The sequence below is a fragment of the Coleofasciculaceae cyanobacterium genome, assembly GCA_036703275.1.
GTDB lineage: Bacteria > Cyanobacteriota > Cyanobacteriia > Cyanobacteriales > Xenococcaceae > Waterburya.
Genome location: DATNPK010000062.1, coordinates 1 through 18,549, shown reverse-complemented (window position 1 = coordinate 18,549; position 18,549 = coordinate 1). Strand labels below are relative to the sequence as shown.

Sequence of the window (18,549 nt, the reverse complement as noted above, 5' to 3'; positions counted from 1 at the left end):
ATAATGTCATCAACTTTACAATTTAAAAACAAAATCAATAAAACACCTGTAAAAGACTTTCTGGCTCGAAATCCTTTTCCCTATCCTTTAACTTTAGGGTTTTTCTATCGCGAAAAAATGCGTGCTATTCATCGCATTGCTCCCAATATTTATTTCGATAAGATTTTATAAATAGGTGGCGGACAAGGAGGATTAACCACTTTACTATATCCGCGATCGCAGATTACCAATTTAGACTTCAATCCAGATTTTGCCGATGCACCCTGTAACCGCCAGAAAAATGTCAGTTTTATTTGCGGCGATGCTACCGCTTTGCCTTTTGCCAATAATTCTTTTGCTGCCGTTACCATGTTCGATGTTCTAGAACATATTCCCGACGACAAAAAAGCAATTGCTGAAGCTTTACGAGTATTAAAACCCGGTGGATATCTGTTAGTTAGTACCCCTAACGAAAATTGGCGATTTCCTTACTACAGTTTTTTGCGCTCGATTTGTCCGGAAGAAATTGAAGTAATGCAGGAATGGGGTCACGTGCGCCGAGGCTACACCCCAGAAGAATTGAACAGTTTAATTACTTTACCCTGCCAAAAATCTGCCACTTTTATCAATCCCCTGACGGTATTGGGTCACGATGTGGCATTTTCTAGCCTATCTGCTCGCAAACGCAAATGGATTTGTAGGTTAATTAGCCCTCTAACTTGGCTGAGTTACTATTCCCATCGACCTCACGGCAAAGGAACAGAAACAGCATACCTGTGGCAGCAAGGAGAAGACAAAATTTAATGAGTTTTTCCTCGCAGCCGACTATCGCTTTACTTCATTGGGGCAATTTGATTGAGGATTTTCTCGATACCATCAACGTTTGGTTTGCGTCTTTTTGCCAAGAAATGACTGGCGGTTGGCTATTTGGCTATGTTAATGCTCTCAAATTATCAGGAGTAAAAACCGTTTTATACTGCAAAGAGCAATCGCGTCAGCGAACCTACTTACCATACCCATATACCTACGGGAGCAAAAATTTGTGTTTTGCCCGCTCCTAAAATTTACCATGCAGTTCGCCGTCCCCTCCTCAATCCCTATGGCTGGAATCTTCAAGAAGCTGTGGGAGATGTCCGAGGCTTGCGTCGTTGGCAATTAAAAATCTATCGGCATACGTTACCTTATTTAGCCACTCTAAAGTTGCTGGCGAGAGAGTTAAAACAAGAAAATTGTCGGGCAATTTTATGTCAAGAATATGAGTACGCTCGGTTTGATGCCTGTGTCTTGCTAGGAAAATTAATTAATATTCCCGTATGGGCAACTTTTCAGGGGGGAAACTTTCAACTGAGCTACTGGGAACGCTATTTACGCCCTCTAACCATTGAAGCCTGTGCTGGTTTGATTATTCCCGCTCAAACCGAAATAGAGCGAGTCAAACAAAAATATGGCATTCCCTCTCATAAAATAGCCAAGATTTTTAATCCGATGGATGTCACCGATTGGCAAGCGACAAACCGAGATGAAGCGCGAAATTTGCTCGATATTCCCCTAACTAGCCAATTGGTAGTATGGCATGGCAGAATTGAAATACACCGCAAAGGGTTAGATATATTAATTGATGCTTGGGAAAAAGTTTGTAATCAAAACCAGACACGCAGTTTAATCTTACTTTTGGTCGGTACTGGCAGCGATGCCGAACGACTCAGTGACATCATTCAACAAAAAAAATGTGGTCTGGAAATTGTCATCCCGCACCAGGACAATATCCTCCTCCTTTATCACACCTTTCAATAGAGCAATTGAACCAAGCTAAACTAGAGTTTGAAAATGAATTAGAAGCCCTACAAACCGATCAAGGTATCTGGAATGATATCACTACTTTTTATATATATGGTCGCAAGCCAAGAATTTAGTAAGTAACTAAATGATAGAGTGGCTAAATTTTGTTTGGTTTATGGCGATCGCCTGAGGATTTATCTGGTCACAAATTAAATATTTCCCTCGTTTATGTCCATGCCGATACGTAATCTTGAATTACTTGTTTGATTTCTGGCATATTTTTAGTTTTTTGAGTTGCTTAGGTTGAATCAATAGGATAATCACCTCATCTAAACTTAAAGTGCGCTCGCAAATTAAGTAATTGAGCAAGAATCTTCAAAAAATGGCTCAAAAGCTTTCAAGCAAAAATTTTTCGGCTTCTGTAAATTGAACATATAAAGTTTAAAAATCAAAGAAAAACGAGAATTATGCAATACAAACTACTCGGAAAAAGCGGACTTAGAGTATCAGAACTTTGCTTGGGGACAATGACTTTTGGTGAAGACTGGGGATGGGGTTCATCAAAAGAAGAAAGCCAGCAAATTTATCAAGTTTTTCGTGAAGCTGGTGGCAACTTTATTGATACTGCTAATGTTTATACTAATGGGACAAGTGAAAAGTTTTTGGGTGAGTTTGTTGCTTCGGAAAGAGAAGCTGTTGTTTTAGCTACTAAATACACTAATGGTTTTGCTGATGGAAATCCTAATGGTAGTGGTAATCAGCGCAAAAATATGGTGCAGTCGGTAGAAGCTAGTCTCAAACGCCTTAATACTGACTACATCGATATCTTATGGTTGCATATTTGGGATTTTATGACCCCTGCTGAAGAAGTAATGCGAGCGTTTGACGATTTAGTTAGAGCGGGAAAAGTGCTTTATATCGGCATTTCCGACGCTCCTGCTTGGGTAATTTCTCAATGCAATACTTTAGCCGAATTAAGAGGTTGGACGCAGTTTATCGGTTTACAAATTGAATATAGTTTAATCCAACGCACTCCAGAAAGAGACCTGTTACCAATGGCGAGGACTTTAGATATTGGTGTAACTGCATGGTCACCTTTAGCTAGCGGTTGGCTTACAGGAAAATATACCCAAGATAACGAGAATAAAGAAGAACGCAGATTAGATAATGAAATGATGGAGGGTTTTATTGATAAGAGCGATCGCAACCTGAAAATTGCTAAAGAAGTCGATCGAGTTGCCCAAGAAACAGGAAAGAGTTCGTCACAAGTTGCTTTAAGTTGGTTATTAAGCAAAGGTGTTATTCCCATCGTTGGTGCCAGAAAAGTTTCTCATATCAAAGATAATCTCCAATGCGCCGACTGGCAATTATCCACAGCACAAATTCAACAGCTAGACGAAGTGAGTCAGATCGAACTTGGTTTTCCCCATGATTTCTATCAAGGGGATATGGTCAAAAATTTTGTCTACAATGGCACGTTTGAGCGAATTAGCAATCATCGCTATTCACAGTTAAACAGTTAAATAATCAAATCTTAGGGTGGGCAGATTCGCTTAACTAAATGCCCACCACCTTTACCTACCGAACGCACCTATAAGCAGAAATATGGCGGATTATTCGTTATTAATTCCTCTGGACTTGAGTAGCCGCAGACGCTTCTTACGAGCAATTTCCTGTAAGTCTACATTGCGATCGGTTTCATCAACAATTTCTCCTGTAAGAACCTCTAAAACATCTTCGAGAGTTACAACTCCTGCAACTCCACCGTATTCGTCTAGCACTACCGCTAGATGTTCTCTATTTTCTTGAAATACTTTGAGGAGTTTATCGGCGCGATTAGTTTCAGGGACAAAGTGGGCGGGGCGCTGAAGAGTGTAGATTTGGCGATTGCCATTACCTTCAATCATGGCAGTTAATAATTCATCTTTCAACACCAAGCCAGTAACGTTATCAATAGTTTCATTAATTACTAAAATACGGGTGTGTTGAGACTTAATGATTTCTAACTGGCATTCGTTTAAGGTTTGGTCACCTTTGAGATAGGTAATAATGATTCTCGGTGTCATCAAATCCGAAGCTTTGAGGTCGTTTAACTGAAATACTCGCTGAATCATTTCCGCTTCATCATCTTCAATCACCCCTTCTTGAAAGCCGATATTAGTTAAAAATTTAATTTCTGCTTCATCAGTAGTGGGGAGGCTTTGACGTTTAACCAAGGGGGATGTGGCGTGTTCCACTAGCCAAACTAGAGGGGTAAAAATTATGGTTAAAAACTTGACAGGAATGGCGAAAAATAAACTAATAGGTTCAGCATATCGTTGACCGATGGTTTTGGGAGTAATTTCGCCAAAGATAATAATTAAAAAAGTAAGAATTCCTGAAACGATTCCTAACCACTTATCACCTAATGCCGTTGTAGTCAGGCTACCAACCATAATACTGCCAACAATGTTAAATATATTGTTGAGAATAACAATTGTGGCGATGGGTCGAGTGATATGGGAACGAATACCTGCCAGAGCTAAGGCTGCTGGCTTCTTAGATTGTGCTAATTGTCTTACTTTAATCGGAGAAATAGAAAGTATTGCCGCTTCCGCTCCCGAACAAAAAGCCGAACCAAACAAAACCACGATAACGACGATAATCAGAGCAAACATATAAAAATGTAATGGTTAATCTTTAATATAATTCAAAAACACACATAAGCATCATCGCTTTTCCTTACTGATGAAGTGTACCCAAATTCTGATGTAAGACTCAATTTACTTTAATATTTCTACTATTCCCGTTTGACCATTCAATCTTACCTGTTGACCATCATGAAATAGCTGGGTAGCATTAGGAATATCCATCACCGCAGGTATGTTGTATTCTCTAGCGACTATTGCTCCATGAGACAGACGACCTCCTACCTCAGAAATCAAGCCTCCTGCGCGAGCGAGAATCGGCGACCAGCCAGCATCGGTATATGGAACAACAATAATAGTCTGACTGTTAATATTCTCAGCCTGCTGTAGGCTAGAGACAATTTTAACTACTCCTTCTACTTGACCAGAACTAGCACCAATTCCTTTAAATTTAGACTGAGAGTCGATAATTACTGGAGCTTTCCAAATCGAAGAATCGGGTTTACCATAGACCAGTTTCGGCACAGGAATTAATTTTTTGGCTGTTTGCCACTGTCGCTTTCTAGTTTTAATTAGCTGCGGAAGCTTTTGACTTAAGCTGCTATCAGTATTTTCAACGACAGCAACTATCTCCTTTAGCTCGAGCAGAAATATGTCTCCCACATTGGTGATTAAACCACGAGCTAGCCATTGTTGCTCTAATGCCACAATAGCCCAGCGTAAATTTGCCAGTAGTTTATTATAGGTTTCCCCTACTTGACCTTTAAGGTTCAGTCGGTTTTGGACTAGCTTTGCTTTCCATGATTGAGGAGAGATTTGAGCAGATGATTGAGCTATTTTTGCGCCATGAGCATCAAAGTAAAACCGAGTAAACATTTGTCTGGGAATACCTGGCTTATCTCGCCAACGAGGAACGGCAATATCGGTTGCCACTTCGCTGAGATAGCCATATTGATCTAGCCAGAGATTAAATCGTTCCATAACGCCTGTTCCTTCGGAATTTTCGGCAATATGAGCAAATAGAGAAGCGCTGGAATCTAGAGTAATTTGTTCGGTAGCTAATAGTTTACGAGCTTCCGATGCTACCCTGGCCAAAGAACTAGTGGCAATGACTTCTGGTATTTGACTACGATCTAACTCAGTGTCGGCTACTTGAAAAACTGCTTGACGGATTGCCAAGCTCAAAGGAGCAAGGATGTTATAATAAGTCGCTTTATTCAGTAATTCTAAAAGAGTATTGATTCGGTCAATTATTTCTGTTGGGGACAATTCGGTAACCGCTTGAGCTTCGATCGCATCGAGAATTGGAGTGAACAGCTTCAGGCGATCGCGCTCAAAATGCTCGATTAAGCTCCATTCTCGTTTAAACAATCGCCATAGTCCAGGCAAGTTTTTGAGCGTAGACCAAAGAGGAGGCTTAGTAAATTCTGCACCTCTGGTTAAAAATTCCAGGCTTTGAGGGGGTAAACCCATGCGACGGAAGATCTTTCCCAACAGAGTGACGTTAAAATAGGCACTGGCAAAGTGCAGCGTAGCAGTTTCTTCAAAGTTCAAGTCTTTAGCGCGATCGCCTAATACAATGGTAAACACCTTACCCCAAACGCCACAGGTAAGAGGTTGATTAATCGACCAGGTAAGAGGGCGAATTTTGCCAGGAATAACTTCAGCTGCGATCCGTCTGGTCCAAATCGGCTGTAAGTTGGTAATGGGACGTACCTGCAACAACCAGAGTTTCTCCCCGTCATAAGTCCATTCAATATCCTGAGGTATTCCTTCAAATAAGTCTTCCATTTTCCTAGCTATAATTGCTGCCGATTCGATTATTTCTGCGGGAATGGTTATGGCATCTTCACCACGAACATTTTCTCGAGTAACGGTAATGGGAATATTATCTGCTCGCTCCGATAAAGAAGCTTCGGGGATAGCAACACAATATCTTTGAGGCGTAAACTTACCAGAGACAATTTTACTAGCTTTACCTGGTAAAGCTTCTACAGCTACAGTATCGTTGAGCTGATCTACAGGATCGCGACTAAAAGCAACCCCGCTATAAATGCCCTTAATCTGCTGTTGAATTAAAATTGCCATCGATGCTTCGGCTTGACGATTTTGACGACGATACTCTACCGCATTGCTTTGGAGATAGGAAGCTTGGCACTCAACGATCGCTGACTGCAATTTTTCTTTACTAGTAACGTTGAGAATACTAATATATTGCCCGGCAGCCGAAGCAGATTGAGAATCTTCCCCGATGGCAGAAGAACGAACAATTAAAGGAGATTTAGGGGAGGGTTCGAGGTTGGTCACTAAAGCTTTAATATCGTCGCCAGGACGCAACACCCATCCCTGCGCCACAGCATATCCCCGCTGTTTCAGCAAGGCAAGATTAGCTGCTTTTGCACCGACTTGACTAGGATTTAATTTTCTATCTAAAGTAATGATATTTTTATCTCCCTGAAAAAAGCGAAACATTTTGCTATTACTGGATTGGTCTGAAGTAGCAGCCAAATTCAAATCATCTGGTATATTTTGATAGATCCATGCTAGTAAACTCGCCAAAGCAAAGATAACAAATGCATATTCTGGTTGATTGGGATGACGCAAGCTAATAATCGTTACGAGTAAAACTAATGCACCATATTTACCCAAGGTGCGATCGCGAATAATTGTAAAACTAATTAAGCTAATTAACCATACTAGTCCAGCTGCGATCGCATCATGAGCCACGATGCCCCACACAGCGTTAGTTGTTCCTGCACTTTTGCCAATCCAATAACGCCCCATCACTAAAGCAATGATGGCAATAATTTCCCAAACTGAACCCGTAGCAAAAAAAGCCCTCGCTAATAACACCGCAATAATTCCTTTGGCTGCTTCGGATAGTACAGCACAAACTCCTACCAGTTTACCGCCATGATAAAAAGCTGCTGATACTGAGATATTGCCAGTTCCTAGCTTGCTCAACTGACGACCGGTAATAGTATACATGATCCAGTCTATTAAAGGAATTCCGCCCAATAAAGGACAGAGCGTAAAAACGGTTAGCGAACCCCAGATTGGTGTCAGGTTCATGGTCGATCTATAATCATCGAATAAAGATGCTTGTCTAAATTTATCAGGTTGATGATTGTACTGACCTATTGTATCTATATTTAATTAATCAGAGTTGACAAATTTTGTCTTTATTCCTTTGATATTGATGAGGAAAAAATATCAAATCATTTAAAACCTTCAATCAACACTACCAACAGATAACTCCATCTGTGTTCTTGATGCAGTCTATCACGGATTCCTAAAGGATTAGCTCCTTACGTCCTAAAGCATATCGCGTCCGCTGCATCGCTTTATCTGCGTTCATCTATGGATCTTATTATTGATTAAAATGCTTGCATACTTAACAGCAACCGAAATCATCGACTGGCAACACGCCAATATCCTGCAACTATCTCAACAGCTAGCAACCTCAAACGTAAATACTACTGTCAAAGCTTGTTTTGAATGGGTGAGGGACAACATCGATCACAGTAGCGATTTCCAAATGAATCCCGTTACCTGCCGCGCCTCAGAAGTATTACAACACAAAACTGGCTATTGCTTTGCCAAAAGTCATTTACTCGCTGCTTTGCTGCGGGCTAATTCTATTCCTGCTGGCTTTTGTTACCAAAGGTTAAGTGTTTTTGATAATGGTGCGCCTTATTCTCTTCATGGATTGAATGCAGTGTATCTTGCCGAATATGGTTGGTATCGTCTGGATGCAAGAGGAAATAAGCCCGGAGTTAATGCTCAATTTAATCCGCCACAAGAACAACTAGCTTACAGCATTAACTTTCCTGAAGAAATTGATTGCCAGCATATCTTTGCTGAACCTCTGCCCAAAGTAGTTAAATCACTGCAATCTTATACCACTTGGGATGAAGCATTACACAATTTACCCGATATTGAACGAGAAGATTTAGCTGCGTATGAAGAGAAAAGACAAATAAAATAAGGCAATATTGCATACTTATATAATATTAATATTCTTAACTACACACTAAATTAAAATAAAAATTATTTTGGCAACCTTTTTAGGAATAAATAATGTGTATTGTTTTTAATTTCGATATTAATTTTGTTAGCGCAGCTTTTCTGAATAAAATCCAACGTAGACTTAGATAATTTGTTATCTTTTAAAGCTTTAGATATAGTTTTTTGATGCCTAACTTTGAATTCTTAAGATAACCGTGATGAAGTCACCTTTTGCTGAGATTTTTGGCTAAGCTCAACTAAAGTTAGCTCTATTTTAGTTTGTATTTCCTGCTCGATCTTTGGCGTTTGAATATAATTAGAGATTTTGGTAATTATTGAGTTGCGATCGCTAATAAAATCATCAACATAAACACTTCCTGCCTCCTGATAAACTTTGCAAGTATTGCAGCCTTGCCTTTGTAGAGTTTGGTGTAAATAATTAAAAATAGCATCGTGAGAAACAACTAATTCTTTTACCTGGGGATAATTAAATTGTAAAGCAGCACCTAAAGTTAAAATTTGGGCATCAGCAGCATTTTGCTCTTTTGGCACATGGATTAATTGATATCCTTGCTGATGTAAATATTTGTCCAGTTTAGAAATGCTACTATTTTGCCAATTTGCTACTGCAAACTTGATGGTAATATCGTATTTGCAGTATGGCTTTAAATGCTGTGCCAAGTCTAATTTTAAAGGAAAATTCTCTACATCTAATAAGATTGCTCCCGTGCTAGATACAGTTTGGGGTAATAAATATTGTGGTAAATTTTGAAAATTCATTTTTCAGAAGTAGCGAAATTGAATTTTATTTTAAGCTCGTTAATCATGATTGAGCTGTGATTTACCACCTGGTAAACTATTTCTACTTAAACAACCAAAGCTTAGAGAATTTGCCGAATTGGCTCAAGGCGATCGCACTATAATCGTCGCTGAAAGAAACATTCCTGCAGCTTAAAAAAACTGTCAATTTATCTTTAAATCTTTAACTCTTGCCTGATTCCTTTTACCCTCCTACACCGGCAAAATCAACTAGTAAAGATAACTTCAGACGAAGGGTTTCTAGTCCTAGGCGATCGCCAGCAGAGATAAACAAAGCTAGGGGAAATTCGTCTTTAGCCTTAGCTAAAGTATCGCTGCCAACTTTATCTAGTTTATTAAACACGAGTAATATAGGGCCAGGAGCGATCGTCATTTCACCTAAAATTTCCATCACTGAACGGATCTGGTTTGACCAGGTAGGATGAGATAGATCTACTACGTGAATTAAGGCATCTGCTTCGGTAACTTCTTCTAACGTGGCACGAAAAGCGTCTACTAAAGGTGGTGGTAGCTGTTGGATAAAGCCAACCGTATCAGTTAACAGAATATTTCGAGGTTCACCCGTATCAGCATCGGGTATGGATAAGCGACGGGTAGTGGGATCTAAGGTAGCAAATAGCTGATCGGCTACGTATACTTCAGAATTAGTTAAAGCATTAATTAAAGTTGATTTTCCCGCATTGGTATAACCGACGATCGCCACACTAGGGACATCTTGCTTTTGGCGTTGTTTGCGCATCCGCGAACGATGTGCCTGTAATTCGTTGACTTCTGCCTGCAAACGAGCAATCCGCTTTTGAATACTCCGTCTTTCGGTTTCTAGCTTAGTTTCACCAGGTCCTCTCGTCCCAATACCGCCACCCAGACGAGACATCGCCTGACCTCTACCTACCAGACGGGGTAACATATACTCTAGTTGAGCTAACTCTACTTGTAGTTTACCAGCGCGGGATTGAGCGCGTTGAGCAAAAATATCCAAAATAATTTCGGTGCGATCGACTACCCGTACTCCAAACTGGCTTTCTAAGTTGCGAATTTGGGCAGGGGAAAGCGATCGATCAAAGGCTACCAGGTTTGCACCCAAAGTTTGTACCCGTAGAGCAATTTCCTGTACCTTACCTTCACCAACTAAGGTTTGAGGATGAGGGCGCGATCGCTTTTGGCGGATCGTTTGTAGTACTTCTCCTCCGGCGGTGTTTACCAATCCCAGCAGCTCATTTAAGCGGTCTTCAAATTCTTGTTCTTCGGTATTATCGACTTTCAAGCCAACTAAAACCACGCGATCGTGTTCTACATCTACCTGTTGGGCAACATATTCTCGTTCAAACTCGGCTTCTAAACCTTCAACTAAGGCTAGCAAATCTTGACCACTTAAGGCATCTAGAGTCATCGGCGCAGATACCGACCAATATTTTTGTTCTGCTAAAGTCGCTTCTGATTGGGGTAATAAATGAGCCAAATAGGTATCCCGAACATAGCCCGTTGCCCCACCACCCCGTTTGAATTTACCTGTACCAGTGAGAGTAATCAAAGCCAAAGCATCTAATCTCTGGCGCACCATAGCGGTTAAGCTCGACTCTTTTGGTGGTTCTGCTTTGAGCTTGGTTGCAATACAGCGAATTCCTGAAAGACGTTTAGCACCATAGCGAGGTAATTCTAAAGGAGGAATTTGAGTTTCATGAGCATTCCCTACCCCGACTCGAATTACCTGTCCTCGACGATTGAGATAAATACAGACAGGTTGATTGATGTCAGTACTAATCGCAGCTAGCCTTTGAGCAAACTCTGAGGTAACGATAATATCTCCAGGAAGTTTCTGATGATAAAATTTTTTTAGCTGCTTGAGCTGACTTGGTTTTAATCCTTTATATTTACCGTATATAGTGTCGATAGGCGTTGCCTCAAACTTAAGAGTGTTTAGATCTTTACGAAGATAATGTGATTTTAACGATTTTACGTCTCTTTTGACTCAACAAATTGGCACTGAGTCACAACTTGTAACTTATTTAGATTCCTTTGCATTAGTCATGGTAAAAATTGTCAGTCGTCAATTATTAGGTAAACAAGCTGTATATGATCTTGGCGTAGCCCAGGAGCATAATTTTTTGTTGGCTAACGGCATGGTGGCATCTAACTGTTTTAATAAGTCACATTCCACTGCTTATGCTTATGTAACCTATCAAACTGCATATCTCAAAGCTAATTATCCTGTTGAATATATGTCCGCATTGCTAACTGCTAGCAGCGGAATTCAGGATAAAGTCGATCGCTATCGGGAAAATGCTCAGAAAATGGGCATAATCATTTTGCCTCCCGACATCAATCGTTCTGGGGAAGATTTTTTACCCTTAGACGACAACCATATTTTGTTTGGTTTATCGGCAGTTAAAAACTTGGGGCAGGGCGCGATTGAAAATATTCTCAGTGCGAGAAATACTGATGGGGAATTCAAATCGCTGGCAGATTTTTGTGAACGGGTAGAATTACGCACCGTTAACCGTAGAGCCTTAGAAACTTTGATTTATTGTGGTGCTTTTGACTTAATACAGCCCAATCGCCGACAGTTAATTAACGACATTGATGTGATTATCTCTTGGGCGCAACAACGCAGCAAAGAGAGAGCCAGTGGTCAACTCAATTTATTTGACATGATGAACGGTATGGCAGGGCAAGAGAAGTCTCAGGATATTTTTGAACAAGCACCTACTACTCCTGTCGTAGAAGATTATCCTCTCCAGGAAAAACTGCGCTTAGAAAAGGAATACATCGGTTTTTATATCAGCGATCATCCCCTCAAATCAATTCATCAAGCAGCACAAATCTTGTCACCGATTAGCTTAAGTGCATTATCTGAACCAAAAGCCAGACAAAAAATTAGTGCGGTAGTAATGCTCAGTTCAGTTAGAAAAATTATTACCAAAAAAGGTGATCCGATGGCTTTTGTGCAGATGGAAGACATTACAGGCGAAGCCGAGGGAACAATCTTTCCTAGTACCTATCAAGAATTAGAACCATTATTACAAGAAGGCAAACAATTAATTGTTTGGGGGAAAGCACAACAGCGAAACGAAAAATATCAGCTAATCATTGATGATGCCGAAGCAGTAGAACAGGTAAAAATGCTGATGTTAGAAATTACTCCCGAACAGGCTTTAGATCGGGCAAAAAGTAATTATTTAAAAACAATTTTAGAACAGCAGTCTGTCGAACAGAACAAATTTAAAATTCCCGTAATCGCAGCTATAGGCAAAGGAGAACACAGACAATTTATTCGCTTCGGACAAAAATTTTGGGTGCAGAATGAAACAGCTGCGATCGCTTCTTTAAAAGATGCAGGATTTATGGCTCACTGCAAAACATTGATACCCTAGTAATGCTACTCAATAAAATAACTATTGCATAATTTTACTGATGACATTTAATCACACAAATGATGTAATCCCTATACAGTAAATAACATTGCCGATCGATTTTTTTAGATTAAAATATAGTTAACAAAGTTAAATAAAATTATGGTTTAGTTTTTAGGTGTTCATGTAATTAGTCTCCCTTTCGGTCTCGAGAATTAATAAGTATCAAAGCTACTTTGTGTCGCCTTAGTTATAGCTCAATATTAGATATAAATTAGATAATTCAACCAGATGGTCGACCCCAAATTCAAACTAACTTTAGTCAATTTAAACAAGGCTGACTTATCTAAAGGGAAACACGTATTAATTGTGGAATCGCCAGAATCGAGACGGGCTGTTTCCCTGAATTCCAACGTATTTTCTATTGGTCGCCATCCACATAACGACTTAGTAATCACTGATCCTCTAGCTTCTCGCCATCATGCTACTGTGGCCTGGATGAGATATACCGAAGGTGGAGACAAAGCTGACTATTCGTACTGGATTATTGATGGCAAAGGTAAGAGAAAAAGAAGTCGTAATGGGATTGTAATCAACGGCAATGAAAAACCGCTTCATCGTTTAGTTTCTGGAGACATTATTCGTATTGGTAATGACATAAAAATCTCTTATAGCTATATTACCTATAGTACTGATAATAGCCAATTTTTAAAATATCGTAGCTGCGAAAGAACTGAATATAAACCTGCTTTTTCTAATAAAAAATCTGCTCAAGATACGGTAGTTATTGAAGATACTATAATTAACAATAGTTTTTCTGAAAACAGCAGTATGGTAGAAGATACTATAGTCAAAGATTGAATAGCCAAACTAGATGGCAACTAGGATCGCTAGGCCCAAGTCAGTCACAAGTCAGAAGTTTTACTCATTACTTGCTACTAATAGTTAGTAAATTTTTTAATAATTAGTAAGCAATTGGGTTGCTGTTCGGTACGATAGTAATCCAAACGATCACAAATCTTGTTTAAGATAGGAATGCCACGACCACTGGCAAGCCAATTATTGTGTTTTTGGCAGATTTTCGCAATATAACTATGTAAATCAAAAGCAAAACCATAATCCCAAATTTTGATTTCCATAGCTGTTTCTTTGAGCAGTACTTCTATTAAGATTGGAACATCCGAAGCTAAATCTTTATGAGCGTGCCGTACGGCGTTAGTAAAGCCTTCAGCTAAAGCTAATCTGCACTGTAGTTAGTCTTTAAAAGGTATCGAATCTTAATAAATTTGATTGAATTGCAATAGCATTTGGTCTAATGCTTTCAAATCGCTGGGAACTATAATTTTGATGTTTCGTAAGACTTTTAACTTATTTTGCGCCTCGATCAAACATGACAGGCAAAAATATTTTTACCTCAAAAGTGGTTGTGGTAGGGTAAACTCTATCCCACTTATATTTTTTCTTTTTTTGTATGCTCAGATATATGATGATTATTAATTAATATCCTTTAGTTTAGCAAGGCGACTTAGCTGTTTCTAGAGACTGCTTAGTAATCTTTGGCTAGCATTCATTATTGATTGCGCTTTTTGATCTACTTTCCTTCTCTTGGTCAGCTTTCTTTGGAGAGCATTCCGTTGTAGAAAAGTACCGTCTTTGCTACGAGCTCTACAAGTCTCGTTGGCTTGAGGGGTCAGCATTTTAGGGTAACTTTGATCGCAATGCGTTCATTGTTAGATTGAGTGCAAAATACGCTGCGTTTGTTTCGACCTGTAGAATTGAAGGAACGGCTGAACCAGGCGCGGGGGGTCTGGTGGCTATTCAGCGAAGATTGCCATACCCTGTGGTCATTAGATAAAAAACTGTCAATACACTCACTATGGCTCAAATTCTAATCATTGATGATGATTCTACAACTCAACTGCTTTTAGAGAGAACTTTAATGATGCAGGGTTATGATATCACCTTAGCAAGTGATGGAGAAGAAGGGTTAATTAAAGCCAAAGCAATTCGTCCAGCTTTGATTATCTGTGACTGGATTATGCCCCGCAAAAATGGCTTAGAAGTCTGTAGTCAGATTAAATCTACTCCTGAATTATCTACCACGTTTTTTATCCTTTTAACCTCTTTAGATTCAATCGAAGATCGAGTAAAAGGTTTGGATGCTGGTGCAGATGACTTTTTATGCAAACCGATTGAGATGCACGAGCTAAAAGCTAGAGTTAGAGCTGGTCTACGCTTGCATCAGTTGAGTCGGGATCTACAAAATCAAAAGCAGCTGCTTGAAGCCGAACTAGCAGAAGCAGCAGAGTATGTAAGTACTATCTTGCCTGAACCACTTCAACATCCATCGTTGAAGATTGATGCCTGTTTTATTCCTTCACGCCAGCTTGGGGGAGATAGCTTTGATTATTTTTGGTTAGACGATCGCCATTTGGTTTTTTACTTACTAGACGTTTCAGGACATGGTTTACGGGCGAGTTTGCCTTCGTTGGCGGTGATTAATCTTTTAAGATCTCGTGGTTTGAATAACGTAGATTATTATCAACCCAACACGGTATTGCGGGCACTCAACCAAACTTTTCAGATGAGCGATCGCAATGATAAGTATTTTACTATCTGGTATGGAGTTTATGACCGACAAACTCGTAGTCTGACTTATTCTAGTGCAGGGCATCCTCCAGCAATTCTCTTAACATCAACCTTCAGAACTTCAGAACAAAGACTAAAAACCCCAGGAGTACCTGTAGGAATGTTTCCCGACATCGAATATGTTAATGCTTCTTGTAAGATTGCTGCTCAATCCAGCCTGTACGTGTTTAGCGATGGAATTTATGAGGTTGAACCACAAGCCAACTCTCACTGGGGATTAGACCGCTTGATCGATCTGCTCAAAAAATATCAGCAAAATCCCAAGCGAGATTTACCAAGACTACTACAGTACGTTAGAACGTGGCATCCTAATTTTCAATTTGAAGATGATTTATCAATTTTGCAAATAGATTTTTCGTAGTTCAGATTAGTTTGTTTTTAGCTATTAGTAATCTGACATTAAGAGAAAGTTCCATCGCTTCCTGAAGTCTCTTCTTGCTGAGATACTCTGATTCCCGTTCTGGCAAGGTGTAGATACTTATATAATCCTTCATAGCTAGAGTTTAAGCTGTCACCTGAGATTGCTGAAGCAGGAGCAGATCCTAATCTGCGATTGAGTGATTCGATCGCATAAATTGCCAAGCCGATCGTCAGCCAAAAGCTCAAGCTCAAAACTACAATTGTGCCGTTAATTGCCACAATACCTACAGCTTGATTAATTATTTGCTCGGTTCGAGCGATCGGTTCATCGATGTATAAGGGTAGCTGATTCGCAAACAAACCCGTGGCAAGAGTTCCCCAAATACCGCAACCTAAATGAACGGGAATTGCACCGACAGGATCGTCAATGCGTAATTTTGCCAATAATTGCTCGATCACAATGATCCACAGGCTGCCAACAGCACCAATCAGCATTGCTACGGCTAGACTAACGTAAACCGAAGAGGCGGTGATACTGACTAATCCGCCTAAAATACCGTTAATTACCAGAGGTAGTCTAAGTCTCTGACTGCGCAAACCTCGCAGCAATAGAATAAAAACTCCTCCCGATGCGCCCGCTAACATAGTGGTGGCAATTACATGAGGTGCATCAGCCACCGATCGCGCCGAGCCACCGTTAAAGCCCAACCAGCCTAACCAGAGAATTAAACAGCCTAAAGTAGATAAGGAAAGATTGTAGTAGCTAAAGTCTTGAGGACGAGCTGAAAATTGATTGCCCCTAGCTTCATCAGGATTATAGCCTTGCCAACCTCGACGAGGCCCAATTAAAATCGTTCCTACCAGTCCCGCCATGCCACCAACAGAATGAACTACAGTACTTCCAGCAAAATCCAGAAAATTAAAGTTGGTTGCGAGCCAGCCAACAGGATTCCAAACCCAGCGACCAGTTATTGGATAAGCGATCGCTACCAAGAGAAAACTAAACCAGAAAAATGCCCAGAATTTAACCCTTTCTGCCATTGCTCCAGAAACAATGGTAGCCGCAGTTCCCGCGAAAACCAACTGAAAAAAGAACGCCACCATCGACGGTTGTTCGGGATAAAGTAACAGCAGGCTATCAAAACTATTGCCTAAGTCAACTTGTAAAGGCGGATCGAAAGCCTTAAAGAAAAAACCTGTTGACCCAATCCAAGAGTTGCCATTGCCAAACATCAAACCAAAACCTAGCATCCAAAAAGCCAAGATAGATATACAGGAGACAATTAGATTTTTGGCTAAGACATTAGTCGAGTTTCTGGTCTGACACAGACCTGCTTCTAACATAGCAAAGCCCGCATTCATAAAAAACACTAGGCTGCCAGCTACGATTAACCAAAGAGTTTCAGTATTTTTTGGTTCTTTATTTTGCAACACTTGAGCTATCGCTGGTTCGATAAAAACTAATAGAAGCAAGCTGGTTATAAATAAACCAATAAATTGATAATTAGATTTAGATGCGATCGCCACTTTAAGAACTTAATTGTAATACTACTGTCTTAAAATCTTAGGCTGATTAGGCGACAATCGAAAAAATAATTAATTATAACCAAGAGAAAAAACCAAGGAATATTTTGGAACATCCTGGTTAAAAATTTTAGCAGCTGGCTCTATGGGCGCGATGCTTTCTTTAATTTAATCTTGCAAAATTAGCGCAAGTGTCTGATTTTGAGCGCAGATTCGAAATTTTAGGTTAGGAGCTTGCCCGATTAAAGCAATTTCTGCCGCACAAGTTCTGCGGATAATTTTCAGATTGCGATCGCGCTTTTGTCCTGGCTGAATTTTGGTAATTAAGTTAATTGCAGTACTTATTTTCAATAGAGCCTGTTGCAATTCCTGGGATAATTCGTCTTTGATCTGTAGTGCTTCTAATTCTCTAACTTTCTGCTCTAAAGCTTTAGTTTTTTGTTGCTCTTCGTTATATTGCTTCATCAATTTTGCTTGTTTTAGCAAGCGGGAGGTAATGGCATTGAGCAACTCTTCTCTTGTAAACGGCTTGGTTAAATAGTCATCTGCTCCCAGTTCCATACCGTGTCTAATATCGCCTTTATCAGCCATTGCCGTTAGAAAAATGAATGGCGTTAGTTCTGTGCCAGGTAAATCACGCATTTCGGCTAAAACATCATGTCCGTTAATTTCTGGCATCATTACATCACAAATAACCAGATCGGGGATATTTTCTTGCGCCCATAAAATACCCAAAATACCATTTTCGGTACTAAAAACTTCAAATTCTTCTGCTTCTAAAAGATCGACAATATTTTCTCTAACAAATAGTTCGTCTTCAATTACGAGAATTCTGGTCATAATTTTAGGGATATATCTTTTTTAATCAATTAATTAAAGACTCTAAACATAATTTTGCTCTATGCTCATGCAAACGACAAGTAGCAATGGTATTATGATTATTTTTGACCAAAATGTAATTCTTAAAAATTATATTTCATTCTAGTTACTAAACAATTACAAGTGGTTGATTAGCTATTGTCTTTAAAGCTTTTTTATTTATATATTATTTTAATAATATGCTACAACTACAGTTAGTTATTTAGAATTAACCTAAAAGGCGATCGCTAATTTTACTTTGTTTTATATCTATATAATTTACCTAATATTATCGACTAGTACCTCAGAAAAAAAACTGATTTATTGAATATAGTAAAATTTTGATTAATTATGCCACAATTCAGAAAAAAAGCGATAAACACTTTGGAAAACTATTCTTTATATAGATAAACCAATAAAATAAACAAAATTATTAACTAGTTTGACTATTAAATGTATAGCAATACGTAGTTGTGTTAGGACATTTTTGTCCTAAAATTGAGGCAGAAAGAGAAGATTAAGAAAATGCCAGCTCCATACGGCTACGATTTAAGAGAAAAAGCAGTCAAAGCTTATCATCGAGGTGAAAAGAAAAT

At 39.4% G+C, this 18,549-nt stretch carries 15 protein-coding genes and 1 pseudogene; 9 read left to right on the top strand and 7 right to left on the bottom strand.

The features are described 5' to 3' along the window. Positions 1-3 precede the first annotated feature (3 nt). From V6C71_11095 to V6C71_11075, 5 genes are all read left to right on the top strand, one after another. On the top strand, positions 4-171 hold the full coding sequence (locus tag V6C71_11095; protein HEY9769022.1) for a hypothetical protein: 168 nt from the start codon (positions 4-6) through the stop codon (positions 169-171). Next, positions 172-783 carry a class I SAM-dependent methyltransferase gene (locus V6C71_11090; protein ID HEY9769021.1) on the top strand — a complete coding sequence of 204 codons (612 nt, stop codon included), beginning with the start codon at positions 172-174 and terminating at the stop codon, positions 781-783. Further along, complete coding sequence (locus V6C71_11085) at positions 783-1,040, top strand: hypothetical protein (protein HEY9769020.1); 258 nt, start codon at positions 783-785, stop codon at positions 1,038-1,040. Before V6C71_11090 ends, V6C71_11085 begins: the two co-directional genes overlap by 1 nt. Further along, the gene (locus V6C71_11080; GenBank protein HEY9769019.1) at positions 1,027-1,773 is read left to right on the top strand and encodes a glycosyltransferase; all 747 of its coding nucleotides are present in this window, start codon (positions 1,027-1,029) and stop codon (positions 1,771-1,773) included. The genes V6C71_11085 and V6C71_11080 overlap by 14 nt, the downstream gene beginning before the upstream one ends. A gap of 452 nt (positions 1,774-2,225) precedes the next feature. After that, a complete protein-coding gene (locus tag V6C71_11075) occupies positions 2,226-3,281 on the top strand; it encodes an aldo/keto reductase (GenBank protein HEY9769018.1) in 1,056 nt (351 codons plus the stop codon). Positions 3,282-3,371: 90 nt separating this feature from the next. Here the strand turns inward: V6C71_11075 and V6C71_11070 are convergent, their stop codons facing one another. Both V6C71_11070 and V6C71_11065 read right to left on the bottom strand, forming a co-directional pair. Then, entirely contained in the window at positions 3,372-4,415 is a 1,044-nt protein-coding gene (locus tag V6C71_11070) for a hemolysin family protein (protein ID HEY9769017.1), read from the bottom strand. 105 nt (positions 4,416-4,520) lie between these two features. Further along, positions 4,521-7,457 (bottom strand): glycerol-3-phosphate acyltransferase, encoded by a 2,937-nt coding sequence (locus tag V6C71_11065; GenBank protein ID HEY9769016.1) that lies wholly within the window; start codon positions 7,455-7,457, stop codon positions 4,521-4,523. Positions 7,458-7,767: 310 nt separating this feature from the next. Here V6C71_11065 and V6C71_11060 point away from each other — a divergent pair, with 310 nt between their 5' ends. Then, entirely contained in the window at positions 7,768-8,373 is a 606-nt protein-coding gene (locus tag V6C71_11060) for a transglutaminase family protein (protein HEY9769015.1), read from the top strand. 224 nt (positions 8,374-8,597) lie between these two features. Here the strand turns inward: V6C71_11060 and V6C71_11055 are convergent, their stop codons facing one another. Then, positions 8,598-9,173, bottom strand: coding sequence for an NYN domain-containing protein (locus V6C71_11055; GenBank protein ID HEY9769014.1), 576 nt, complete (start codon positions 9,171-9,173; stop codon positions 8,598-8,600). Positions 9,174-9,396: 223 nt separating this feature from the next. Continuing rightward, positions 9,397-10,773, bottom strand: coding sequence for a GTPase HflX (hflX, locus tag V6C71_11050; GenBank protein HEY9769013.1), 1,377 nt, complete (start codon positions 10,771-10,773; stop codon positions 9,397-9,399). 403 nt (positions 10,774-11,176) lie between these two features. Here hflX and V6C71_11045 point away from each other — a divergent pair, with 403 nt between their 5' ends. Continuing rightward, a complete protein-coding gene (locus V6C71_11045; GenBank protein ID HEY9769012.1) occupies positions 11,177-12,583 on the top strand; it encodes an OB-fold nucleic acid binding domain-containing protein in 1,407 nt (468 codons plus the stop codon). 270 nt (positions 12,584-12,853) lie between these two features. After that, the gene (locus tag V6C71_11040) at positions 12,854-13,423 is read left to right on the top strand and encodes an FHA domain-containing protein (protein HEY9769011.1); all 570 of its coding nucleotides are present in this window, start codon (positions 12,854-12,856) and stop codon (positions 13,421-13,423) included. A 77-nt stretch (positions 13,424-13,500) separates the two neighbouring features. Here the strand turns inward: V6C71_11040 and V6C71_11035 are convergent. After that, positions 13,501-13,797 (bottom strand): annotated as a pseudogene (locus V6C71_11035) (ATP-binding protein). A gap of 641 nt (positions 13,798-14,438) precedes the next feature. Here V6C71_11035 and V6C71_11030 point away from each other — a divergent pair. Then, positions 14,439-15,572: a SpoIIE family protein phosphatase gene (locus tag V6C71_11030; GenBank protein HEY9769010.1), complete on the top strand. Its 1,134-nt coding sequence runs from the start codon at positions 14,439-14,441 to the stop codon at positions 15,570-15,572. A 38-nt stretch (positions 15,573-15,610) separates the two neighbouring features. On the opposite strand, the gene V6C71_11025 is transcribed toward V6C71_11030, so the two are convergent. Together V6C71_11025 and V6C71_11020 are read right to left on the bottom strand one after the other, a co-directional pair. Beyond that, a complete protein-coding gene (locus tag V6C71_11025) occupies positions 15,611-17,098 on the bottom strand; it encodes an ammonium transporter (protein ID HEY9769009.1) in 1,488 nt (495 codons plus the stop codon). A gap of 165 nt (positions 17,099-17,263) precedes the next feature. Further along, positions 17,264-17,935, bottom strand: a complete 672-nt coding sequence (locus V6C71_11020) for a response regulator (protein ID HEY9769008.1) — start codon at positions 17,933-17,935, stop codon at positions 17,264-17,266. Between the last annotated feature and the right edge of the window lie 614 nt (positions 17,936-18,549).